This window comes from Bosea sp. NBC_00550 (assembly GCF_026020075.1).
Classification (GTDB): Bacteria; Pseudomonadota; Alphaproteobacteria; order Rhizobiales; family Beijerinckiaceae; genus Allobosea.
Genome location: NZ_CP102773.1, coordinates 505,917 through 529,951, shown reverse-complemented (window position 1 = coordinate 529,951; position 24,035 = coordinate 505,917). Strand labels below are relative to the sequence as shown.

16 protein-coding genes and 3 pseudogenes are annotated in these 24,035 nt (G+C 60.5%); 9 read left to right on the top strand and 10 right to left on the bottom strand.

Annotation, left to right across the window (positions count from 1 at the left end):
- Nucleotides 1-272: 272 nt before the first annotated feature.
- The 4 genes from NWE53_RS29560 to NWE53_RS29545 form a co-directional block, all read right to left on the bottom strand.
- Nucleotides 273-563 carry a hypothetical protein gene (locus tag NWE53_RS29560; protein WP_265055266.1) on the bottom strand — a complete coding sequence of 97 codons (291 nt, stop codon included), beginning with the start codon at nucleotides 561-563 and terminating at the stop codon, nucleotides 273-275.
- A 47-nt stretch (nucleotides 564-610) separates the two neighbouring features.
- Nucleotides 611-916: a VOC family protein gene (locus tag NWE53_RS29555; RefSeq protein ID WP_265055265.1), complete on the bottom strand. Its 306-nt coding sequence runs from the start codon at nucleotides 914-916 to the stop codon at nucleotides 611-613.
- Nucleotides 903-2,426 carry an FAD-dependent oxidoreductase gene (locus NWE53_RS29550; RefSeq protein WP_265055264.1) on the bottom strand — a complete coding sequence of 508 codons (1,524 nt, stop codon included), beginning with the start codon at nucleotides 2,424-2,426 and terminating at the stop codon, nucleotides 903-905. The genes NWE53_RS29555 and NWE53_RS29550 overlap by 14 nt, the downstream gene beginning before the upstream one ends.
- 579 nt (nucleotides 2,427-3,005) lie before the next feature.
- Complete coding sequence (locus tag NWE53_RS29545) at nucleotides 3,006-3,422, bottom strand: Lrp/AsnC family transcriptional regulator (protein ID WP_265055569.1); 417 nt, start codon at nucleotides 3,420-3,422, stop codon at nucleotides 3,006-3,008.
- A gap of 131 nt (nucleotides 3,423-3,553) precedes the next feature.
- Between NWE53_RS29545 and NWE53_RS29540 the strand changes: the two genes are divergently transcribed.
- The gene (locus tag NWE53_RS29540; RefSeq protein WP_265055263.1) at nucleotides 3,554-5,206 is read left to right on the top strand and encodes a M20/M25/M40 family metallo-hydrolase; all 1,653 of its coding nucleotides are present in this window, start codon (nucleotides 3,554-3,556) and stop codon (nucleotides 5,204-5,206) included.
- Between the two features lie 137 nt (nucleotides 5,207-5,343).
- Here the strand turns inward: NWE53_RS29540 and NWE53_RS30155 are convergent.
- Nucleotides 5,344-5,706, bottom strand: a pseudogene (locus NWE53_RS30155) (DDE-type integrase/transposase/recombinase); the annotation flags it as partial.
- Between the two features lie 1,046 nt (nucleotides 5,707-6,752).
- On the opposite strand from NWE53_RS30155, the pseudogene NWE53_RS29530 reads away from it, so the two are divergent.
- Together NWE53_RS29530 and NWE53_RS29525 are read left to right on the top strand one after the other, a co-directional pair.
- Nucleotides 6,753-11,744 (top strand): annotated as a pseudogene (locus NWE53_RS29530) (HAMP domain-containing protein); the annotation flags it as partial.
- A gap of 10 nt (nucleotides 11,745-11,754) precedes the next feature.
- A complete protein-coding gene (locus NWE53_RS29525) occupies nucleotides 11,755-13,431 on the top strand; it encodes a response regulator (protein ID WP_265055261.1) in 1,677 nt (558 codons plus the stop codon).
- 703 nt (nucleotides 13,432-14,134) lie between these two features.
- Here NWE53_RS29525 and NWE53_RS29520 read toward each other — a convergent pair.
- From NWE53_RS29520 to NWE53_RS29500, 5 genes and pseudogenes are all read right to left on the bottom strand, one after another.
- Nucleotides 14,135-15,040, bottom strand: coding sequence for a hypothetical protein (locus NWE53_RS29520; protein WP_265055260.1), 906 nt, complete (start codon nucleotides 15,038-15,040; stop codon nucleotides 14,135-14,137).
- Between the two features lie 69 nt (nucleotides 15,041-15,109).
- The gene (locus NWE53_RS29515; RefSeq protein WP_265055259.1) at nucleotides 15,110-15,646 is read right to left on the bottom strand and encodes a L,D-transpeptidase; all 537 of its coding nucleotides are present in this window, start codon (nucleotides 15,644-15,646) and stop codon (nucleotides 15,110-15,112) included.
- A 163-nt stretch (nucleotides 15,647-15,809) separates the two neighbouring features.
- Nucleotides 15,810-15,959 (bottom strand): hypothetical protein, encoded by a 150-nt coding sequence (locus tag NWE53_RS29510; protein ID WP_265055258.1) that lies wholly within the window; start codon nucleotides 15,957-15,959, stop codon nucleotides 15,810-15,812.
- Between the two features lie 212 nt (nucleotides 15,960-16,171).
- A pseudogene (locus NWE53_RS29505) lies at nucleotides 16,172-16,699 on the bottom strand (alpha/beta hydrolase family protein); the annotation flags it as partial.
- A gap of 242 nt (nucleotides 16,700-16,941) precedes the next feature.
- Nucleotides 16,942-17,733, bottom strand: coding sequence for a metallophosphoesterase (locus tag NWE53_RS29500; RefSeq protein ID WP_265055257.1), 792 nt, complete (start codon nucleotides 17,731-17,733; stop codon nucleotides 16,942-16,944).
- A gap of 724 nt (nucleotides 17,734-18,457) precedes the next feature.
- Here NWE53_RS29500 and NWE53_RS29495 point away from each other — a divergent pair.
- The 6 genes from NWE53_RS29495 (at nucleotide 18,458) to NWE53_RS29470 (ending at nucleotide 23,776) form a co-directional block, all read left to right on the top strand.
- A complete protein-coding gene (locus NWE53_RS29495; protein ID WP_265055256.1) occupies nucleotides 18,458-18,889 on the top strand; it encodes an MbcA/ParS/Xre antitoxin family protein in 432 nt (143 codons plus the stop codon).
- 12 nt (nucleotides 18,890-18,901) lie between these two features.
- Nucleotides 18,902-19,552 carry an HAD family hydrolase gene (locus tag NWE53_RS29490; protein ID WP_331489888.1) on the top strand — a complete coding sequence of 217 codons (651 nt, stop codon included), beginning with the start codon at nucleotides 18,902-18,904 and terminating at the stop codon, nucleotides 19,550-19,552.
- Nucleotides 19,553-19,845: 293 nt separating this feature from the next.
- A complete protein-coding gene (locus tag NWE53_RS29485) occupies nucleotides 19,846-20,637 on the top strand; it encodes a metallophosphoesterase (protein ID WP_265055254.1) in 792 nt (263 codons plus the stop codon).
- 787 nt (nucleotides 20,638-21,424) lie between these two features.
- A complete protein-coding gene (locus NWE53_RS29480; protein ID WP_265055253.1) occupies nucleotides 21,425-21,919 on the top strand; it encodes a YciE/YciF ferroxidase family protein in 495 nt (164 codons plus the stop codon).
- Between the two features lie 387 nt (nucleotides 21,920-22,306).
- Nucleotides 22,307-22,855 carry a CinA family protein gene (locus NWE53_RS29475; protein WP_265055252.1) on the top strand — a complete coding sequence of 183 codons (549 nt, stop codon included), beginning with the start codon at nucleotides 22,307-22,309 and terminating at the stop codon, nucleotides 22,853-22,855.
- Between the two features lie 462 nt (nucleotides 22,856-23,317).
- On the top strand, nucleotides 23,318-23,776 hold the full coding sequence (locus NWE53_RS29470) for a hypothetical protein (protein WP_265055251.1): 459 nt from the start codon (nucleotides 23,318-23,320) through the stop codon (nucleotides 23,774-23,776).
- The last annotated feature ends 259 nt before the right edge of the window (nucleotides 23,777-24,035 follow it).

The following is a 24,035-nucleotide window of genomic DNA, read 5'->3' as shown; positions in this document are numbered from 1 at the left end:
TCAGCTCTTAACTCGCGGCTACGCCAACGTCGGCTCTCGATGGCCGTTTTTATAGTTCATGGCCTGTGGGCGGCCGGCGTGGTCAGAGTGGACAATGTGGCCGCTGCCCGGGCGCTGATAGGGGTCGCAGCGTTATTTCGCTTCCGTGACAGGCGAGCTGCCTTCCGCAGCAGCGAGAAACGGAAGGGCGCCTAGATCTGGCCACCTACGTAGGATCGGCTCTGCAAGCCCAGCAGTGCGTTATGCCGGCTAGTCTCGAGCGCCCCGCGTCTTTATCGAGTTTGACGGACGTCCCGCGCTCTACCCACCTTTGCGGCGACGCTGCGATAATCCAAGGCGTCGTTGGATTCTCGCAGCGCCTCTTTCAGAAAGCGGATCGGAAAGCGGATTGCTTCGGCGTTGGCCTCGGAGAGTTCCGTGGTCCTCTCGGACGCACCGTTTTCAGCGCGAGCAAGCGCCGCCTCTATCTCAGAAGCGGCAAGCACTCCTTTTCGCTTCAGTTCCTCAAACAGGGCGGCGACAGAGAGCATTAGGCCTTCAAGCTGCAAGTTGGCCGTGTTCATTGTAAACTCCCGAATGAATATGGTGTGGTTCTAATAGCAGCGTCGGTTCATTTGCCGTGACGCGTGACCGCCTCGATCTTGTTTCCGCCCGGATCAAGCACAAATAAGGAACAACCCACCTTCGGCCACCCTGAGCCGAAAGCGATATGGACGCTGTTTCCTGCGCTCGCCCGCTCGCCGTTGGCGCCCGTTTCCAAGCTGACCAGCAGACTCGATACGCCAAAATCTGTGGGGTATGCGTTTTCCGTTAGGCTGAGAAAGCAAACACACTCGAGCACGGCGTCATATAACTCTCTGCTGGCCAAGACATTGGTTCCAAGCGAGATATGATAATCATGACTATTCATCAACATCCGAGAGCGGTCCGATAGCCGGGGCGTTCAATACGCTCCCGTCCGGAGAGAAATGCGATCCGTGGCAAGGGCAATCCCAGCAGACTTCGAACGAGTTCCAATGAAGGTGGCAGCCAAGGTGCGTACAGACCGCCAACTTCTCGATGACCTCGCCCTTCTCGGTCCGGTAGGCGGCGATTTTGCTCAGGCCGCGCCTCACGATCGCGCCTTGACCAGGCTTGAGCTCGTCGATGGAGGTCAGCTCGCCGGGAGCGAGGTACTCGGCGAAATTTTTCACCGCTGTAATGTTCTCGCTGACATAAGTCGTCGCGGCCTTAAGAGGCTTCCGGTTGGGGTCGTAGACTGCGGTCAAATAATTCTCGCGCCCGAGAATGAGGTCGGGAATGAGCAGGCCGGCAACCACGCCGTGGGTGATGCCTTGCCCGGAGTCGCCGGCGGAGACCAGGACACGTTCGCTGCCGGCCTCGCGTCCGATGAAGCCGCAATAATCGAGCGTATCCATGACCTGCCCCGACCAGCGATAGCGTTCCGGACCGAGATCCGGGACGAGGGTCTTGATCCAGGAGGTGAGGGCGGCGAAACGCGCATCGGCATCGTCAGCCTCGCCCGTCTTGTGATCCTCGCCACCGACGATGAGGATGTCCTTGCCGTCTTCGCCAGGCGTCAGGCGGACATAGTGATAGGGATCTTGCGTATCCCAGTAGAGCGCGTCGTTCAGCTTCCCCGCCTCGATTTCGAAGCCCATGGCGTAGGTCCGATAGGGCGCCTGCTTGGTGTGAAGGGCGACGAGATCATGGATGGGAGAATTCGTCGCAATAACGGCATGCCCGACCGTCACAGTGTGACCTGACTCCAACTTTAGCTCGACGTGGTCATCCCCCTCCTTCACCTCGATAACTGCGGTGTTGGCATGGAGGCGCGCGCCTTTCTTGGTGAGCGCATCCGCCACGCCTCGGAGATACTTAAGCGGATGAAAAGTCGCCTGAGCCGGGTAGCGTAGGAACGGGCGCTCGTCGAGTGTCCGCAAGGGCAGACCTTTTCCGCGTTCGACGGTGACCCCGATGTCCATCGCCGCGGAAACCTCGTCGTCGAGGACGCTCTCGTCGCTTTCCGGATCCAGGAAAAGGATTCCGTCGAGACGCCTAAACTCGCAGTCTATCTGAAGCTCTTTTTGGATAGACTCGATCCGATCAACGGCGGCACTCTGGCTTGCGTGAAATCCCTTCGCCAGCTCCTGCCCGCGCATCGATAGCAACTCGCTCAGGGAATCGTCGCAAATGGGCGCAAGATGGGCAGTGGTGCGGGATGTCATGCCGCCGGCGATCGCACCTCGATCAAGCACGACGACGGATAGACCGCGCACTGCAAGTTCATAAGCGATGGACAGGCCCGCGATGCCTGCGCCGACTACCGCCACGTCTGCCGCGTGGTCCGCCTGAAGGCGCCGGGCGTCGGGTGCTACCTTTACATCCATCCAGACCGAACGGCTTCGTTCACGTTTCGCATTCATGGGAGACCTCGGCAGTGATCTGCGTCCAACGTCCCCGGATGGAATATGTTCGAACGGTTCTGACTCCGCCTCTACCTGATTATCGGATCGGCTCCTGGGGTCGGTTGGATGGCCGAGATCGGTTCTCGTAGCTGCAGCGCTGCCGCCTCGGCATCATCTCCGGCCAGCAGTGCGTCGAGATCCTTTTTCTTCAGCTCCTCACTCGGTACGTCGATCGGGTCCTCGCCCGTCTCGCGCAGAGCCTCCCGCAATTCCTCAAGATGGTCGAATATGGCGCCGCGCCGCGCCCGATCGCCGACGAAGTCTTCTTGTCCCGGGCCTCGAGGTTGTAGCTCGTGATGATGACTGAAGGGAGCTGGGTGGCGCCGTGGGAGCCATTGGGCCGATTGGACTTCGAATTCCTTGCCATGGGAGCCTGGTCGCTGCGAGACACCAAGGGGACCGTGGCGAAGGAGTTCCTGAGCTGGCTGCCTGGTCTCCAGGGGTCGCCGCGCCGGGCTCACGGTCGCCAAGCACCAAGAACAGGCGCCACACCCGTCGCTCCCGTTCCAAGCATCGGATTGAGCGCTCGAAGCTCGGCTACGCCGGGCCCAGGAGGATATGTGTCTCGGACTTGGAGATGCCGTCCATAATCCTGATGCCGCTCACTAGCCGATTGAATGCGGGCATGTCCGCGACCTCGATTTCGGCAATCAGGTCCCAGAGACCATTTGTCGTGTGGAGACCGGCAAATCCGGGGTTAAGCCTCAACGCCGCTACGGTCTTCTTAACGTTCCGCCCTTCTAGCTCGATCATCATTATGCCGCGTATCCGATCGGTTGATTCGATCTCCTTCATCCGAACCGTGAATCCCGCAATGGTCCCGTTTGCGATCAAGCGATCCATCCGGGTTTGAACGGTGCCGCGGGCGACGCGCAGAAGCTTGGCCAACGTCGGAACCGTGGACCGGGCATTGACGCGAAGTTCGGCGATCAGCCGATAGTCGAGGTCGTCCATTGAGCTACCGATTCTGACACGTAAGCTGACGAATCCGACAGTATCAGCTTCAAATCGGCCCGGCAGGCCGTTCATGCGGATCATGAGGTCGCCTATCTTCGGGCCGCCCTCAGTACATTTGGAACGTCGCGATGGAACCACAGCTGAAGCCGGAATTCGGGCGTCGCGTTCGGGAGCTTTCGTGCTCCCTGGTTGGGTGGGGTAGCGAAACCGGAACTACCGGTGAGGCAGAGTTCGGAGCGAAGCTCGCGGAACTGCTTGGCGAAATACCCTACTTCCGCGATCACCCTGATCAGATTCGCCTTGTCGACAGTCACGGAGACCCCATTACCCAAAGTGTCGTGGCAATCGTGCGGGGGCAGGGGGCCCGGACGCTGGCGCTGGCAGGACACTACGATGTGGTTTCAATAGCGAACTATCGCGAACTCGCCCCACTTGCCTTCAAGCCCGATGAGCTGCTGCAGGCCTTGTTCGCCGATCTCCAGAGCAGGCCCTTGAACGCCGCCGAGCAACGTGCCTTGGAGGATCTGAATAGCGGTGAGTTCCTACCTGGTCGGGGCCTGCTCGATATGAAGAGCGGGATCGCGGCTGGAATTGCCGTCCTAGAAGCCTTTGCCACCGAGCCAGATAGGCCAGGCAATCTCATTCTCATCGCGACGCCTGATGAGGAGAGGGGTTCGAGGGGGATGCGGAGCCTTCGGGATGCTCTGCCCGGCATTGCGCGCGAGTTTGGGCTCGACATCCAGGCGGGCATCAACCTTGATGCGACGAGCGATCAGGGAGACGGCGAGGAAGGTCGCGCGATATACCGCGGGACGATCGGCAAGGCGCTGCCGTTTGCGCTGATCATCGGGCATTCCTCGCATGCGAGCTACCCCTTCGAAGGCATCAGCGCTCAGTTGATCGCTTCCGCGATCGTCAAGGCCGTGGAGGCGAACCCCACGCTTTGCGACAGGGCCGACGGGGAAGTGTCCCCGCCACCGATCTGCCTTGAGGCCAAGGATTTGCGCGGGGGTTACGAGGTCACGACGCCGGAGCGAGTCTGGCTCGGTTTCAACTGGCTTTCTCATAGTTGGACTGCGGTGGAACTCCTCGGCCTCTTCGAACAAAACGTTCGCATCGCCGCTGCCGACGCGATCGAGAGTTTCAATTGCCGGGCACGTAGCTATGCAGCGATGCTCGCAATGCACGAAACTCCGCCGGTGCCGAGTGCCTCGTTCGTTTCGGTCGCGGAGCTGCGGCGGAGGGTCGAACACGTTGGCGGCGCCGATGCCTTGTCCAGGGTTCGAAATGTGGAGCAAACCTGGATCGACTCAGACGATCCCTTGGCTCAAACCCGTGCGGTGGTCGGTGCGATGATCACGGAAGCCGGTCTGGTCGGCCCCGCCGTTATCTACGGCCTCAGTAGCCTCGTTTATCCCGCCACCCATGTAACGACACTGGGCGACCACTCCGACTTTGCCGCCGCAATTGAAGCCGCACGACTGGCTCAGGAAAAAATGGGGTACTCCGCGATTAAGTACCGCGAGTACTTCACCGGCATCTCGGACATGAGCTTCTTCGGACACCGGCCGTCCGAGGCCGATCGTGCATTGATCGCGGCCAACACGCCGGTCGAATCACTCGTCGATAGAGCGAGGGACGATGTACTGTCGTTCCCAGTGGTGAACATTGGGCCTTGGGGACGGGAGTTTCATCAAAGGCTGGAGCGGGTCAACGCGCCCTACGCGTTCGAGGAGCTACCAAGGTTCCTATGGGAGATCGTCCGACGATTTGTGCGATAGTTCCTCCTCGTTACACACTTTCGGGGTCGCGGAAAAACCATCGAGCGCCCGAGCTAAGTCCTGTGCGCTCCTCTGCCATATATCTCCGCTTGGGTTCGAACGCAGAGCGGGTCAAGAAGCGACATCGGCGACCGCTTCTAGTACGCCATCGCGGGCGGACGATGCAGATGGTTGTCGAGGGCGGAGCGACGAGAGAGAGGCGGGACGAACAGATTCCGGACGGCGGAGAAGACAGAGACGAAGCGTTGCAGGCTCCCCGGAGATCGGGTCCCGCATCGTCCATTTGGCTTTCGCAGCGGCAGGTGTGAGTTCTCAGCGCGGTTGTTGAGGCGCTTTTGCGCGATGCTCGATCGCCGGCAGGATCTTGCCGCAGGACGGCGGCATCGGAGGTGGCTATCCGACGAGGGCACAGCCCTGCTTCTGGACAATGGGCCTCAACAGGCGCCGCGCCGCCTTCGTGTCACGTGCGTCTGCACGATCTCATCGAGGGCACATCGATCATCAAACGCGAACGGCTTAGTTAAATGGCGACGGTGCAGATCAGAGGCGCTTATAATGGTAAATGCCCGGCGACCTTCGAAACGGGAGCCGCGGAACTTTCAATGGCCCGCAGAGTTTGGCGTGTCGGCGCAAGCCAAATCGAGGGGGTTAAAATGAAAACGCTTTTGGCCGAGTGGATGCAAAGTCCCATCATCCCCGATATATCGCAGCGCCTGCCGCGATAGGGCAGCCTGCGCCGCGCGCGACTTGCCCGACATCCTCGTATAGGGCCGGCCCCGATTGAGCCCGAAGCGACCGTCGCGTTAGGATTGACCGAAATCTGGCGCGCCCCCGCTGTCAAATGCGTTTGGATTAACGCGCGTCCCGGCGGTACTTCTGCCTAAGGACAATCAGACCTGGTTGCCACGGCATCGCTTAGCATTGTGGAAAAGAGACGGCGGGTTGTGATCGCCGCCTCCCCGTGAACGACAGCCATTCGACGAATTGAACCTGCCCTTAAGCAAGGCCGCCATTCGGAGCTATGTCCATGGACACGCCTGCCCGTCCCGCCGCAAAGAATCGCTCGTCCGACAAGGCATCGCAAAGAATCCCAATCGCAACCGCGCCTAACGGTCTAGGTTCGATGACCGCCGTCGATGTCTCCGCCGTCGATCTCGCGGAACTGCTCGAAGCGCTCCAGCTGGTCCGTCGGGGCGAGTTTTCAATCAGGCTGCGCAGCAACCAAAGCGGCGTTGCCGGTAAGATCGCCGACACCTTCAACGACATTGTCAGTGCCAATGAAAGAATGGCGCGCCAGCTTGAACAGGTTGGCGAAATTGTGGGCCAGGAGGGGAAGACGCGCACCCGAGTTCGCCTCGGCCTGTCGGACGGCGCCTGGGCGGAGATGGAAAACTCCGTCAACACGCTAATCGACGATCTGCTCTGGCCGACCGCCGCCATGACGCGCACCATCGCCGCAGTCGCCAAGGGTGATCTGCTGCAGCCGGTCCCACTCGACGTGGACGGCCGCCCGCTAAAGGGCGAGTTCCTCCGCTCGGCGACCATCGTCAACACCATGATCGAGCAGCTCAGCATCTTCACCTCCGAAGTGACCCGCGTGGCGCGCGAAGTGGGGACGGACGGAAAGCTCGGCGGCCAGGCGCAAATCAGGGAAGTGACTGGCGTCTGGAAGGACCTGACCGAGAGCGTCAACTCCATGGCATCGAACCTGACCGCCCAGGTCCGCAATCTTGCCGAGGTAACCATAGCCGTAGCCAATGGCGACCTGTCGAAGAAGATCACCGTCGATGTCCGCGGAGAGATACTGCAGCTGAAGGAAGCCATCAATACGATGGTCGATCAGTTGCGTTCCTTCGCCTCGGAAGTGACGCGTGTCGCGCGCGAGGTGGGCACGGAGGGCAAACTCGGCGGTCAAGCGATCGTGCCCGGCGTCGCCGGCACTTGGAAGGACCTCACGGATTCAGTCAACGCGATGTGCGGCAACCTGACCGCACAGGTTCGCAACATCGCTCAAGTCACGACGGCCGTCGCGCGCGGCGACCTCTCCCGCAAGATCACTGTCGATGTTTCCGGCGAAATCCTCGAGCTGAAGGAGACCATCAATACGATGGTCGACCAGCTCAACGGCTTCGCCGGCGAGGTGACGCGCGTGGCTCGCGAAGTCGGCACCGATGGCAAGCTGGGCGGCCAGGCCCGCGTGCCCGGCGTCGCCGGCACCTGGAAAGACCTGACCGACAACGTGAACTCTATGGCGTCGAACCTGACGGCCCAGGTTCGCAACATCGCGGAGGTTTCGACCGCGATCGCGAATGGCGATCTGTCACGCAAGATCACGGTCGACGTGAAGGGCGAAATTCTCCAGCTGAAGGAAACGCTCAACACGATGGTGGATCAGCTCAACCGCTTCGCCTCGGAGGTGACGCGAGTGGCGCGCGAGGTCGGCACCGAAGGCAAGCTCGGAGGACAGGCGCTCGTGCCGGGCGCTGACGGCACCTGGAAGGATCTCACCGAGAACGTGAACTCGATGGCGTCCAATCTGACCGGGCAGGTCCGCAACATCGCGGAGGTGACCACCGCAGTCGCGCGCGGCGACCTCTCCCGCAAGATCACGGTCGACGTGAAGGGCGAAATCCTCGAGCTGAAGAACACGATCAACACCATGGTCGATCAGCTCAACGCCTTCGCCGGCGAGGTTACGCGCGTGGCTCGCGAGGTCGGTACCGAAGGCAAGCTCGGCGGACAGGCGCAGGTGCCCGGCGTCGCCGGCACTTGGAAGGACCTGACCGACAGCGTCAACTCGATGGCCGGCAATCTGACGGCCCAGGTGCGCAACATCGCGGAGGTCGCGACGGCGATCGCGAACGGCGATCTGTCGCGCAAGATCACGGTCGACGTGCGCGGCGAGATCCTGCTGCTGAAGGAAACGCTAAACACGATGGTCGATCAGCTCCGCTCATTTGCCGGCGAGGTCACGCGCGTGGCACGTGAAGTGGGCACCGATGGGCGCCTTGGCGGACAGGCTGTGGTGCCCGGCGTCGCCGGCACCTGGAAGGACCTGACCGACAACGTCAATCTGCTCGCCGCAAATCTGACGACGCAGGTCCGCAACATCGCGGAGGTGACGACGGCGGTTGCCCGCGGTGATCTCTCCCGCAAGATCACCGTCGACGTGAAGGGCGAAATTCTCGAACTGAAGAACACGATCAATACGATGGTCGATCAGCTCAACGCCTTCGCCGGCGAGGTGACGCGTGTGGCGCGCGAGGTCGGCACCGAAGGCAAGCTCGGCGGCCAGGCACAGGTGCCCGGCGTGGCCGGCACCTGGAAGGATCTGACCGATACCGTCAACGTCATGGCGGCCAACCTCACCGAACAGGTGCGCGGTATCGTCAAGGTCGTCACTGCCGTGGCCAATGGCGATCTCAAGCAAAATCTGACAGTCGCCTCCAAGGGCGAGGTCGCGGCGCTCGCCGAGACCATCAACAACATGACGAATACGCTTGCGACCTTCGCTGACCAGGTCACGACTGTCGCACGCGAGGTGGGCGTGGACGGGCGCCTGGGGGGCCAAGCGAACGTCCCGGGCACAGCCGGCACCTGGAAGGACCTCACTGGCAACGTCAATCTCCTGGCAGCGAATCTCACGACGCAGGTGCGCGCCATCGCGGAGGTCGCGACGGCGGTCACGAAGGGAGACCTGACGCGCTCGATCCAGGTCGAGGCTCGCGGCGAGGTCGCCGAGCTCAAGGACAACATCAACACGATGATCGGCAATCTGCGCCTCACCACCGAGCGCAACACCGACCAGGACTGGCTAAAGACCAATCTCGCGCGCTTTACCAACATGCTGCAGGGCCATCGCGACGTCTCGACAGTGGCCCAGATGCTCCTTTCGGAGCTAGCGCCGCTCGTCGGCGCCCAACACGGGGTCATCTACCAGGTCGAGTCCGAGGGCACCTCAGCCGGCCTGAGGCTGCTTTCGGTCTATGCCGACGACCCGGTTAAGGGCCATCCGGAACGACTCCAGATGGGCCAGGGACTGATCGGCCAATGCGCCAAGGATGCACGGCGGATCCTGGTCACGGACCTGCCTCCTACCACCCTACCAATCGGCTCGGGCGTATTCAAGGCACAGCCCCGCAGCGCCATCGTCCTGCCGGTCCTGTCCGAGGGCCAAGTCAAAGCCATCATGGAGCTCGCGACCACAAGCTGCTTCCGCGAGCTGCAAGTTTCCTTCCTCGACCAACTCACCACCTCGATCGGCATCGTGCTCAACTCGATCGAAGCGACGATGCAGACCGAAAGCTTCTTGAAACAGTCGCAGCAACTGGCCGGAGAGCTCCAGACGCAGCAGCGCGAACTTCAGCAGACGAACGAACAGCTCGAACAGAAGGCCCAGCAACTCGCCGAGCGGAATGTCGAGGTGGAGGCCAAGAACCAGGAGATCGAGCAGGCCAGGCGCGCGCTCGAAGAGAAGGCGACCGAGCTGGCCCTAACCTCCAAATACAAATCTGAGTTCCTCGCCAACATGTCGCATGAGCTACGGACGCCGCTCAACTCGATCCTGATCCTTGGGCAGCAGCTCGGTGAAAATCCGGACCGCAACCTCTCCGACAAGCAAGTCGAATTCGCTCGCACCATTCATGCCGCAGGAACCGACCTGCTCAATCTGATCAGCGACATCCTCGATCTCTCCAAGATCGAGTCCGGAACCGTTTCGGTCGAGGCCGAAGAAATCTTCTTCACCAGCCTTCTCGACATCATCACGCGCTCGTTCCGTCACGAAGCGGAAAACCGCAGGCTCTCCTTCGCCGTCGAGTTGTCGCCGGACCTGGACCGCAGCTTCATCACCGATTCAAAGCGACTGCAGCAGATCCTCAAGAACCTTCTCTCCAATGCTTTCAAATTTACCGAGAAGGGCAGCGTCGCGCTCAAGGTTTCTCCGGTCAGCGGCGGCTGGAGCCCGGACAATGCGTCGCTGCGCCACGCCCCCGCCGTCATCGCATTCGAGGTCTCAGATAGCGGTATCGGCATCTCGACCGACAAGCAGCGGATCATCTTCGAAGCGTTCCAGCAGGCCGATGCATCGACCAGCCGGAAATACGGCGGCACGGGACTAGGGCTGGCCATCAGCCGGGAGTTGGCCACCCTGCTGGGCGGCGAAATCCAGCTGCGCAGCACGCCGGGCTCGGGCAGCATCTTCACCCTGTTCCTGCCCTCTAGCTTCGTGGGTGCGGCGCCGATCGCGATGCGCCCGACCGTCGCCGATACGGCTGCAGTATCGATCGCAGCATTGACGGCGGGCCGGCTCGGCGAGAACGCGGCGGAGCAGCTGCAGGATGATCGTCATCGGATTGTACCCGGGGATTCAGTTCTGCTCATCATCGAGGACGATCCCCACTATGCCAGCGTGCTAATCGACCTTGCCCGGGACCACGGTTTCAAGGTGCTCGTCGCCATGCGTGGTTCGGAGGCACTGACGCTAGCACGCCAATACCGGCCAACCGCGGTCACTCTCGACGTCTTCTTGCCAGATATGTTGGGCTGGACGGTGCTGAGCCAACTCAAACAGGATCCCGCGACACGCCACATTCCGGTACAGATCGTCACCCTCGACGAGGATCGCCAGCATGGTCTCGCGCGTGGAGCTTTCGCCTTTATGAACAAGCCGACGACGACGGAGGGGCTCGGCCGCGCCCTCGCCCGGCTGAAGGACTATGCCCAGCCGCGTCGCAAGCAGCTCCTCCTGGTCGAAGACGACGCGCGGGAGCGGCAGGCCGTCACCGGACTGCTCGACCACGATGATATCGACATCGTCAGCGCCGATACCGGCGCGAAAGCGCTCGAAATCCTCAGCGAGGGCGCGACAGACTGCGTCGTGCTCGATCTTAAACTGCCCGACATGTCGGGCTTCGAGGTGCTGGAGCATATCCGTGACGACGCGGCGATCGGCGACGTGCCGGTTGTCGTCTTCACCGGGCGCGAACTGTCGCCGGAGGAGGACACGCAGCTTCATACGATCGCCCGCAGCGTCGTTGTCAAGGGCGTCGAGTCTCCGGAAAGGCTGCTGGACGAGACGGCGCTCTTTCTACACCGGGTCGTGTCGGACCTACCTGCCGCCCAGCAGGAGATGCTGGCGCAGCTGCACAGCTCCGACGCGGATCTTGTCGGCAAGATCGTGCTGCTCGTCGACGACGATGCGCGCAACATCTTCGCGCTAAGCAGCATCCTCGAACGCCGCGGCATGCGGGTGATCACGGCGACGACCGGCAGCGAGGCGATCGCAGCGATCAAGAAAGAGCCGGACATTGCCCTCGTGCTCATGGATATCATGATGCCCGGGATGGACGGATACGAGACGACGCAGGCCATCCGGGCCGATCCCGCCCTGCGCCGGCTGCCAATCATCGCCCTCACCGCGAAGGCGATGAAGGGCGATCGCGAGAAATGTCTGGAGGCCGGCGCGTCCGATTATCTGGCCAAGCCGGTGAACACGGAACAATTGCTATCCGCCCTGCGTATGTGGCTGCATCGCTGAGGGGGCTCCCATGGATCCGGTAAACATTCTCCTGGTCGATGACCAACCGGCGAAGCTGCTCAGCTATGAGGTCATCCTCGGGCAGCTGGGCGAGAATCTGATCAAGGCGCACTCCGGCCGCGAAGCTCTTGAACATCTTCTCCGCAACGACATGGCCGTCATCTTGGTCGATGTCTGTATGCCGGATCAGGATGGCTTCGAACTCGTGGCGATGATCCGCGAGCACCCTCGTTTCCAGAAAACTCCGATCATCTTCGTCTCGGCGGTGATGATGGCTGAGCCGGACCGGTTGCGCGGGTACGAAGCCGGCGCGGTGGATTATGTCTCCGTGCCGGTGGTGCCGGAGGTTCTGCGTGCGAAGGTCAAGGTCTTCACCGAGCTCTACCGGACGAACCGGCAGCTCGAGCGCCTCAATACCGAGTTGGAACGACGCGTGGCAGAGCGGACCGCACAGCTGGAAGCGTCGTCCGCGGAACTGCAGTCATTGAACGAACAATTGGAGAGCCGCATCGAAGAGCGCACCCGCGAACGGGAAGAAGCGCTGGCCCAATTGTTCGAGGCTCAGAAGCTCGACACCATCGGGCAACTCACCGGTGGCGTCGCGCACGATTTCAATAATCTCCTGATGGCGGCGCTCGGCAGCCTCCATCTGCTCCAAAAGCGGCTGCCGCATGAAGAGCGCATAGACAAGCTCTTCAACAATGCGATCCAGGCCCTCGACCGAGGCGCTGCTCTGACGCAGCGCCTGCTCGCCTTCGCACGGCGCCAGGAGCTGAAGCCCCAGGCAATCGACATTCCCGCCATCGTGGTCGGCACGGGGGATTTGCTGCAACGAGCGATCGGCCCTGGGATCGAGTTCGTCCGGGAGTTGCCCAAGGCGCTGCCTTTAGTGCTCGTCGATGCCAACCAACTGGAACTCGCCCTGCTCAATCTCGTCGTCAATGCGCGCGACGCGATGCCGAACGGAGGTAAGCTAACGATCACCGCCGAAGCCTCGGTCGTCTCATCCGACAATCCGCAAACGGAACTCGCGCCTGGACCCTATGTCTGCATCCGGGTCAGCGACACCGGTTCCGGCATGGACGAGCTAACTCTGCAGAAGGCAGCGGACCCGTTCTTCACCACCAAAGGGCCCGGCAAGGGTACGGGGCTCGGCCTCTCGATGATCAAAGGCTTGGCCGCACAGTCGGGAGGCATGCTGGCGCTGTCGAGCCGTGTCGGTATGGGGACAAGCGCAACTTTGTGGCTACCCGTTGCAAGTGAGGCTGAGACGTCCGCATCGCTTGCGAAGGCCGAAGAGGCGGCTCGCCCGCTGGAGCAGCCGTCGGCTTCCCGCGTCATTCTCCTGGTCGACGACGACCCGTTGGTGAGCATGGGTACGGCAGCAATGCTGGAGGATCTCGGTCATACGGTCGTTGAGGTGAACTCGGGCGCTAAGGCCTTGGACGCGTTGTTGGAGAATGAGCGCATCGACCTCGTCATCACGGATCATTCGATGCCTGGGATGACCGGCGCAGAGCTGGCGCGAAGAATTCGGGCCTCTCGGCCGGAACTGCCTATCATTCTGGCTTCGGGCTATGCCGAGATTCCGGATAATGAAGGCCTCGAGGATCTTCTCCGCCTGGGTAAGCCGTTCGCGCAGAGCCAGCTGACCTCCGCCATTGAACGCTGTCCGCCGCCCGGTTGATTAGCTTTCTCCAAGCCAACGCCGGCGCTATTTGTGCGGTCCGACGCGAAGGCCGAGCTGAATGAAGTCCCAATCGTGCCATACTCATGGCTTTGATGGGGCGCCGGCGGCGCGACCCGAGCACGGCGTGAATTGCCCCGGATTGCTGACAGGCCGGTCGCCTGGAAGGCCGCCGCGCCGCGTTCCGGTGGGGCTATCGGCGTTGGTCGAATTTAGGACGAACGCCGAGCGCGCGATTGGCGCGCGGCACTCCGAAGCTTTCTGATGAAAGGGCTCGCTGGAGCCTGTCCCGCTGGTTGCTGAAATCGCCGACTGCTTCCCGCGCAGGGAGTAACGCCTAACGCCGTTCGGCAGCGTGGTTTCCACCGCCATCTGCTCGACGCGGCGGCGATCGGTGGTCGAGGATTTCGTGTACCGCGGTGTTTCCCGGGGCGGGTAAGACGATTGGCTCTCTCGAGCGGTAGTCGGGCACGGTGAGCACGTCACGACGCGCCAGCATGCCCTCGTCATGGGAAATTGGGTGACTCTGCTCGTGGCGCATCCCAACCAACTTCAGCGCACGCGACAGTTCCAGCGACGAGCTGTGCAACGATCAGTATCACGTCGTTCGACGGCATCGACCGTCATTGGTTGACTCGGCTCTCTCCCCCTTTAAGTCGAGCACGTCTGATAACGGGACAAGAACGGGCCAATCGATCAATGATCAATCGTTGGTAGGGAGGCTGGTTTTGCGGGTTTCCCGAGCGCGTTCTACGGATCTCGCCGCCCTACGTGCGGCACGCAATTCTTGGATTGTCGGCTGCCACCATCCGCGTTGAAAGGCATTCGTTGTGGTCGGGCGTCGCGCAGGCCACGCCCTGATAAGCTCTTCATGCGTCGGACGCCGCCACAACGCCCAGACTAGAACGTCGAACAGTTCGGAACTCCAAGCGTAATGCCGAGCGGCAGTTTCCGCTGGCACGATTTCCCCTGTCACTTCAAGGACGACGAGCGGTCCCTCATGGGACATCAGCACTCGGTCCGGCGGCGGAAGTTCAGTTGCAGGAACGGGATAGCGGCGGCGGCGCCGCTCGGCTGCCGTGGCCTTCGCCTCCTCGTAGTCAGGCGCGGATCTCGCTGCCTCCCGTCGCTGCCTTCGTGCTTCTGGCTCGCTGCGTTGCGCGGCAGCTTCGATCGCGGGCCATCTCCTGCGAAGCTCGTCAACCGACCGATATGGAACCTGCCAAGCCTTGTCCTCGCCGTTCCACCAGGCCCATGGCACAGCGCGCAACTCGTCGACAATCGTTCGCGAGAACGGTGTGCGCACGATCATCTCATCGGCGGCCTGCAAATAGGGACTAACGATCGGCTCGAACGAGAAGGAATCGCGGCCGCGCTCGTCGGCTGGGGCGAAAGCACGCGGGAGTTCGCGAGCGAACCACCGTTCCGCGCGACGCATCGCCGTCGTTCCGGGCAGCCGCCAAGCCGCCAAGTGCTCGCTCCAGCGTGCTCGCGGAAAGGCCCGCCGAAAGCGCTCCACGGCTGCGGCGTCGAACGGGAAGGACACGATGGCGCCCGGACCTTCTTCATCGTCACGGATTTGGATGTCATTGTGCTCGCGCGCAGCCATCGGCCTATCGTCCCGCAGCCCCCGACGATGGCTCCGGCCCGGCCAAGTTGGCAAAAGCCGGGATGAGAGCTATTCGATGAACCGCACGGTCGTGCCGGGCCTGACGATTTGGGCCAGTTCTTCTGCGTCCCAATTCGTAAGCCGGACACAGCCATGCGATGACGCCTTGCTGATCCTCGAAGGTTCCGGCGTGCCGTGAATGCCGAATGTCGGCTTCGACAGCTCGATCCACACCGTCCCGACCGGGTTGTTGGGACCTTTCGGAAGCGCCAAGCGGCGCTTGTTATTCCCCTGCTGGAAATTCTTGATCGGGTCGTAGTGATAGGTCGCGTTCTTAACGACCCTCACCACCTGATATTCGCCCTCGGGCGAGGGTGTCTCCTCGCTCCCGATAGTCGCTGGGTGCATCGCGATGACTTTTCCCGTCGCATCCAACGCGCGCACCATACCATTTGTCTTGTCGGTCTCCACCGTTCGTGCCTCATTGGAAGGAAGGCTTCGTCCGACTGAGACGACGTGCAACGTTTCCTCGCGCTTCAGATAATCTTTTCGTGGGTTGAGCATCCTGAGAAGGCCCTCGCTCATATGAAAGCGTTCGGCGAACATCTCCTGCGCGTTCCTGTAGCCGAGCCGATTCATTCGGGCCTGACGAGCATAGTCATGAGGAATGCGCCGGGATAACCGGGCTTTGATATCCTCCTTCGTTACGAAGTAGTCCGAGACGATATTCGTGCTGACGTCCCCTTTGAGCGCTCGCCAAGTTGCTGCGTCAAGTGGCCGCGGGTCGGCCCGCCTGGTTCACCCCGTCGGCAGTAAGGGCTTGTGCGCCCGCCGGCGCCAGCACCATGCCGCCAAATACCAAGGCGGCTTGGAACTTCTTCAGGAGCTCGAAAACGGCTGACGGCACGGACATCACCATCGCTGGATCCATTGCTCGCCAACGCGATATTTCATCCTGAGGTTCCGCGATGACACGGCGCGCTTTGCATTGCTTGCCCCGATCCAAAGCTGGATGATCTCTCGGGCCCTCGCCATATCGCCATGCACGGGCGGACCAGCGCTCCATCCAATACGCCTGACGTAGCGCGATCGAAGGTTTTGACATCGATCTCTGTGGGGCAGCCTTTGTCGTCAGAGATGCCTGCGCAGAAAATCCTGTGTTCTTGAAATAGCATCGGGCCAGGCAGCGAGAGAAAAACCATGGCCTTCGCCAGGGTAGATGTGGGTTTCGGCCATTCCGCCGGCGTTGTTGACCAATCGCTCGATTCCGCTCGCGTTTGAGACCGGCACCACGCGGTCAGCGTCCCCGTGTAGGATTAGTGTCGGCGGAAGGGAGGTGCTCTCCAACCCGGACGGGACAAACCCGAAGAAGTCGAGCACGGCTGAAATTCTGTGATCGTGAGCGGCCGACGCCAATGCCAAAGCTCCCCCGAGTGAAAAGCCCACGACAGCGAACCGGCCTTCCTGCGAGTGCTCGATAATCTCGTTGAGCTTCGCTTTCAGGTTGGCAATGCACGCCGTCAATGGCCCATCCAGGATGACGTTTGCCTGAAGCTTGCGCTCGTGAATCATGAGCCGTGTCCCGCGGGTCAGATAGCGGTTCGGCCGAGCGAAGAAGCTCATGAAAGTCGCGCCGGCAGAGAGGCATGGAGCATATCCCTTCGACGATATAGTAATATCCTCGTTTTCATATCCGATCCAGGCAATGAGCTTGGTGTGGTCGTAAAGGCGCAGCGGCCTTTCCAGCGTCGGCGCCGCGTAAGGCTTCTTAGGTGACTTCGTCGATCGCATCCTTGGCTAGAGCTTATGCGACGCACCTTCGCGCGCCAAGGCAGTGAGACGGTGAGACATCTTAAACAGGCACTACAAGGTGGGCGCGTTGCTGCCTTCCGGAAGGGTTGTCAGCCGCCGAGCCAAGACAGGTCATCTATCAACGTGCCGTGACCACGGTCGCACCGATCGGCCTCCACTTCGACGACAGAGCGACGGTCGCCGGCCGTTTGCCAAAAGCACAACTCTCGTTCAGCCTGGTCTATCACTAGCACCGAGAGCCGACCGCTGAAGCATGCGCCGGTGTCCATGGAAATGCGGTTTTCCGTGACGACGGGTAGGCCCTCTTTCATGACGGTATGCCCGTGGACCACGACACGCTTCAGCGTTCCGCGGTGATCGAGAAATGGATCTTTGATCCAGAGCAGGTCCTTCGGCGACTGCTCGGCAATAGGTGCACTTGGGCGGATGCCAGCATGTGCGAAAAGCATCGGGCCCTCGTCGACGATGAATGAGGAATTTCGGAGCAGGCTTAAATGCGCCGGATGATGCTCAAGGATGAACTCCCGCCCGGGATCCACGTCGAGGTCGCAATAGGAGTCGAGGGTCTGCCTGCCGCCATCGTGGAACCACGAATAGAGCTCGCTCCGGTCGTTCTCTAGGAAACGAAGAAACCAGTCGTCGTGGTTTCCCCTGATGAAGGTTGACCCTGGATGGTCGGCTAGGACGCGTCCGAGGACGTTGAGACAACCCCTACTATCGCGCCCTCTGTCGACGATGTCGCCGAGAAAAATAATTCGCGGCGGCCGTCTACGGCGAGCGGCATCGCGCTCCACAAAGTCGACGATAGCGATGAGAAGGTCTGAGCGACCGTGCACGTCGCCGATCGCGTAGGTGAGAGGCATGGACATCGTGGTTGACATTACATCTATCTGGCCGATTCCGGAGTCCGGCAGCCCCCCGCACCGAGATTCAGCCATCGTGGCCTGCGACCACTCGATATACTAGCGCAACGTCGCTGTGCGGAGATTAGACGGTCTAATCGCCGCAAAATTTGCGGAGATCAGAGAGGCGGGCGCGTTATTACCACTTCTGCAAAAGTGGTAATAACAGGCAGTCTCAACAGAATGGGGACGGGGGCACTGTCGCCGGACTTTTCACCTGTAAGGAGATGCTCGGCCTGTCGTTCAATCACCGTTGAACGCCCCATTTTCCTGCGAACCTCTCTGGGCACCCCGGCCGGCTCGGTATCTGGGAATAGCGCGCACTTGGCGGAGAGCGAGGCAAACTTCAAATAAGATACTGATTTATCTAAGTTTGCTCCAATTGCCTTCCGCTTTCCATTCGGCGGACTACAGAAATTTTGGCTGGGGGCTCGGTGCGGGTGAGGACGCTGGCACGGCGCGGCGAGCGGCTGCAAGACGCTGAAATTGATCGGCAAATACACCTAACGTACCATGCGCTCTTTGTTCCCCGCCAAGTGCGCGCTATTCCCCGGCAATTCCGGAAGCCCGTGTGCTCCCTTCCCGGGCATCACCACACGGTAGCACTCTGGGATCTGGCTATGAGAGCACGAAGGTCACCAAGCGAACTGAAGGTCCGCAAATCAGCTATACTGGTTCCACTACTGACGCTGGGAGCACGTTGATGGAAAAGCCACCTGAGGAACGTGTTCGCGTTAGCGCGCCGGGGCTCCGCACGTTCTTGAATATCGCGGACCGCTGGGAATTGTCCTCGGCCGACCGGCTCGCGCTTCTGCAGTGCGATGCGAGGCAATATGGGGAATGGTCGACCGCTGCGCGGTCGAATGGTCCGGTCGTTCTCGAAACGCCTGTTCTCCTGCGTATCTCTGCACTCCTCGGTGTCTTTAAGGATGCGCAGCAGCTTTACGGATCTCCGCAAAAAGAAAGAGATTGGCTGCGCTCCACCAACATGGCTGCGCCTTACCAGGGGCGAGCTCCCATCGATCTCCTGAGAGGGACGCTCGACGATCAACTTGCTGTGCGGGGTGAGGTCGCGGCTATCAGATGGGGTGGGGGCGTAGCGCCTAATGCGATCGACAAGAACTTCACAAAATAAACAGATGAAGATCTGATCTGGGCAGACGATCGTCCGCAGATCCGAGCTGTCTGCTTCGACGGGTTCGGAACGCTCGTCGAAATTGGCGATAAGCGACGGCCGTTCAGAGCGCTCCTCGGGCATGCCAGTGCATCGGCGGCGGTGACCCAGGCGCTCACTACTCCGATGAGCCTACGCGATCTTGCCCGGGACCTCGCAATTGTTCCTGACGAGGAGCGCCTTATCGAGCTTGAGGCGGACTTATCGGCGGAAACCGCTTCGACACGGTTACGGCCGGAAATTGAGGCCATCTGGCGCAGGTTGGGCGAGCTCGGGTTGAAAATAGGCGTCTGCTCGAATCTCGCCGCGCCATATGGAGCCGCTTTGCTCGGCTGCCTGCCTAGCGCCCCGGATGCGGCCGTTCTCTCGTTTGAGGTCGGCATGATGAAACCTCAGGTCGAGATTTATCAGCTGGTTTGCCAGCGGCTTAATTTGGAGCCGCATCAGGTACTTTTCGTCGGTGACAGCATCGATGCAGACGTGATCGGCCCGCGAAATACTGGACTGTTCGCGATGCACATCGACGAGTTCGAGTCTGGATTTACTGAGGGCGCAGCGCCGGAAGCGCCGAAACCTGTCATCGAGCTCCTAGAACGTGCTGCGGCTACACCGCGCCGTGCTTGAACGTGCGTGCACGTGCGCGCTCTATGATGCAATCTAACGCGTTATAAAGAGTTCGGATGCTTTATGACGCTGTAAGAAAGATTTCAGACTGTCTCGTTAAATCGTTTTCACGCTTTAGACAGCGTCAATGTAGCTTTAGAACGCGTGCGGACGCTACATGGAACATTTCAGACTGCATAAATAAAGCGTTCGAGCGCGTGTGGACGCTGCAAAACGTAGCTTGCTGCGTCCAAGTGCATCGCGTGGCGCTCTTAGGCTTGGGTGGCTGAAGCAAACTAATGAGGAAGGGCAGGATGCGGCTTTTGGTGATTTCCGATCTTCATTTGGAATTCGGCCCGTTTGCATTGGCCGAACCGATGCCTGAGTTTGATGTCGCAGTCTTCGCCGGCGATGTGCACAAGCCAATCAGTGCTGCGCTCGAGTGGATGGTGGAACAGCGGGAAGCCGGTCCGTTCCATGGCCGGGAAATCGTCTACGTCGCCGGCAATCACGAGTTCTACAAGAGCGAGATGAAGGGCAACCTGGCGGCCGGGGGCGAACTCGCAGGCAAGGTCGGCATCCACCTTTTGCATCGCCGGACCGTTGTAATCGGGCAGGTGCGCTTCATCGGCTGCACCCTCTGGACCGACTACCGCCTTCTTGGGACGCCTAAGCCGTCGATGATTTTCGCCGGGCAAGAGCTGAACGATCACCATCTCATTCGCTATCGAGAGGAAAGTGGTCATTACAGCCGCTTCATGCCCTGGCACGCTGCGGCTGAACATCGCCTCGACCTTGCGTTCATCCGCGGCGAACTCGCTAAGCCGCATGATGGACAAACCGTAGTAGTCACTCACCATGCGCCGCATCCGCAATCAGTCCAGCCGAGGCACCAGGGGAGCGCTTTGTCGCCCGCCTTTGTTTCTGACCTCAGTGCCCTTATCGAGGAGCATCAGCCGGAGCTCTGGGTCCACGGCCATGATCATGGGTCACATGACTACAAGGTCGGTCGCACGCGCGTCCTGGCTAATCAGGCCGGCTATCCCAATCGCAATGGCGATCGCGAGAATCCATGGTTCAATCTGACATGTGTCGTCGAGGTGTGAAACCATCCGAAATGATTTGCGGCCTTGAGGCGTGACGTCACATGCCGGCGCTGTCGTGATCAGCGGGCGAGGTTCGCCAGCGGTGAACTCCTGTATCTAAAATTTCGAAGGGGGAGGTTGCAAGGACTGCAAATCCTGGGACCCCCTGCTCCCAAAGGATCCGCTAAGGCGCACGCTATGGCGACCTGCCAAGGTCCGAGACGGGTGGGAAGCAGAAGTTGGTCACGCGAGCCAAACGCGCCTCTATCGCGGCCGCCACCGTCGCTATGACGGCCAGGCTTGCCGAGGGCTGCAACCGCCCTGGCGCTCAGTTTCCCCAAAACTCGTGACATTCGGCCCTAGCTCGGGCCCTAGTAAGACCGCCGGATTGAGGCGATGCGCTTCGACCTGCAGCGGAGGGCAGCGGAAATCGATACACGATAGCCGTTAATTTCTAGGGGTTTTCTGATCGATGAGGGTTCATGGCGATCACCAGCGGACAAACATTCAGTGGACCCGAGGGTACAAACGGAGCATGCACGTTCTGGGGTATCTTCTGCGCGCTGAGGTCGTTTGAAAACTCGGTTGCGCCCTCGATCAGGACAATAGAGCAGGCCTTCTGATCCCCGCCCGTCGGCCATTCAAGCAGGTGACTCTGTCATGGGGCAGCACGGTTGCGCGGTTGGTCTGAAGCGCTCGTCATTTAAAAATGACGGTCGAACCAATGTTCTTTCGTGACGACCAGTTTGCGGGAACCCCGTTGGGGCCATGACAGTTTGACGGCGACCATCAACCTGGAGGACGCCAAATGGCCGCTCAAGAAAAGAACCTCGCCGACCTGTTTCTCGATACACTCAAGGACATCTATTACGCCGAAAAACAGATTTTGAAGGCGCTGCCAAAGATGGCGAAGGCGGCCCAGTCGCCGGAACTGAAAAAGGCTTTCGAGGCGCATCGTGATGAGACGGAAGGGCATGTCGAACGCCTAGCTGAGGTGTTCGAACTTATTGGCAAGGCGCCGCGCGGCAAAACCTGCGACGCCATCCTCGGCATCATAGAGGAAGGCAGAGCCATCATCGAGGAGTTTGAAGGCAGCCCGGCACTTGATGCAGGCCTAGTCGCGGCTGCGCAGGCTGTCGAGCATTACGAGATGGCGCGCTACGGCACGCTTAAGGCCTGGGCAAAGGAGCTTGGGCATAAAGACGCCGTCTCCTTGCTCGACCAGACACTCAGCGAGGAGACAAAGACCGACAAGTTGCTGTCTCAGCTTGGGATTTCCTCAACAAACAAAATGGCCGCCTGACACTACCGGGCGTCGCGCGAGAGCACGGCGCCTTTTCCTTGATGGAAGCAGTCATGGCTATGAGTTACGAGCTCATCGTTCACAAGGGCAGCATGATGTCCTGTGGGCTCGAATGGCGCAGGCGGTGGACAGGCAAACCAATCACCTTCGTTGAGGCGGTACATTATCCAGAACAGCCAAAACGCGGCACCGCTGCGACGCAAGTCAAGCTTGACGAGCTGATCTGGAAGCTAGAGGGGCCAGAGAAGAGCTCCTGGATTTGGAGGAGTTGGACGAGAGCCGGCTCGAAAAGATACGAAGGAGTTTTGCGCGCGGGAATCGAAGGCGCGTGGCAACCCTCAGCCTAAATGCGCCTGACACCGAGTTGGGCAGCCGCGGATTATCGCCATGTCCGATAGAATCAGCATCGATCGACTGAATTTAGCTAAACTCGAAAGCGCTCGAACACTAGCGGAGCGCTTGATCTCGATTTGCCTCGCTCGGCATGAGCGCATCGTTACGGCGGAGTCATGCACTGCGGGATTACTCGGGCAGACGCTATCCGGGTGCGTCGGCGCCTCTATCGCGTTCGATGGCGGTTTTCTGACCTACACAAAGCAAGCTAAAACGAAAATGCTCGGGGTTTCAGCCGATCTGCTAACGACCCATACCGCTGTTCATCGCCTGGTCGCTCACGCCATGGCGGATGGGGCGCTATTACGAGGCCCCGGCACAATTTCGCTATCCGTCACCGGCGTTACGGGTGATACCCCAGATGAGGACGGTAACCCGATCGGCCGTGTCATCATGGCCTGCGCAACGGCACACTCAACGCATAGCCTTCATTGTGAGTTTGGCCACTTGGTGTCGCCAGCACTGAATCAGATGGCAGTGGCAGTGACACTTGCATTGGCGTTGCAGAAACTAGGGGACGAAAGCGTGGCTACGATATTTTAGGCTGCACTGCTGTACTGGTTATCTACGAAGTGCGTCGCGACTGAGAGAGCCGGAAGGGAATGCTCTTGGATCTCATAGATTAGCGTCAGCGTTCGTCAAACGGCCGCATATCGCCTGGTTGATTGCGAAGGGAGATCGGCAAAGCCATATGGGCTATATGAGTCACCGTACGGCTTTCTTTCCCAACGCAATACAGTTGCCCGATCCCGGCTGAAGGCGCTGCGCGAAGCAAAGCGCCGGACCAGCTGGGTCAATCCGAATGAAAGCTATGAGAGGGCGGCAAAGGAGCTGATCTTCGAAGCATTGAAGCCGGGCAGCGCCTTCATTCAACGCTTTCGGCCCCTGCGGGTGAGCTGGCACGACGGGGCATGTTCAAGAACCTGGTCCGCCCCCTGCTCAAGCTCACCGTACCAGGCGTATCGGACTTTTACCAAGGAACCGAGTTCTGGGATCTCTCGCTCGTTGAGCCCCGACAATCGTCGGCCGGTTGACTACAACCTTGCGGAAGCGGCTCTCGGGACCAGCGCTTCGCTCCACGAACTGCTGAAAACGTGGGCGGACGGGCGCGTCAAGCAGCGGATCGTCCGTACATTGTTGAAGGAGCGCGCCGCGTCGCCGCAGCTGTTTGCTGGCGGCGAGTATCGGCCTATCGCGCTTGATGGAGAGGACAGGGACGCCTACCTCGCTTTCAAGCGTGTATTGGGGGGTGAGGCCCTGCTCGTGCTTGTTACTCGTTTCACCTTAAACGAATGCCCAACGGGTGATTGCACCGAAATGGCGACGCTACCCTGCCTAGCCAAAAACGGCCGATGGCGTGAGCTTCTTAGAGGCCTCGAGCTCACGATTGTAGGTCACTGCATTCAGGTCCAGGACGTATTGAACGCGCTGCCGGTGGCCGTGCTTCGACAGGCATCGGCCTAAGGGGGAGTTCTCATAGCAACCGAGCGCTGGCCAACGGGCAGGCGCGCCACGCTAAGCTTCCGGCCAGTCTCCTCGAACGGATTCGCCCCGATCGCGGGGGTCGACGCCAGCCCTCAGCCGCATCCCGACAGCGAGCGTCGCCGATCAATACGGCCTGGCGCCATGGCAAAGGCGCAGCGTCATGCGCAACATGCGGCAGCGCTCTGACGTCGCGACGCTGTATCAAGCAACACCCACGCCCACTTAATTCATGCCTCCG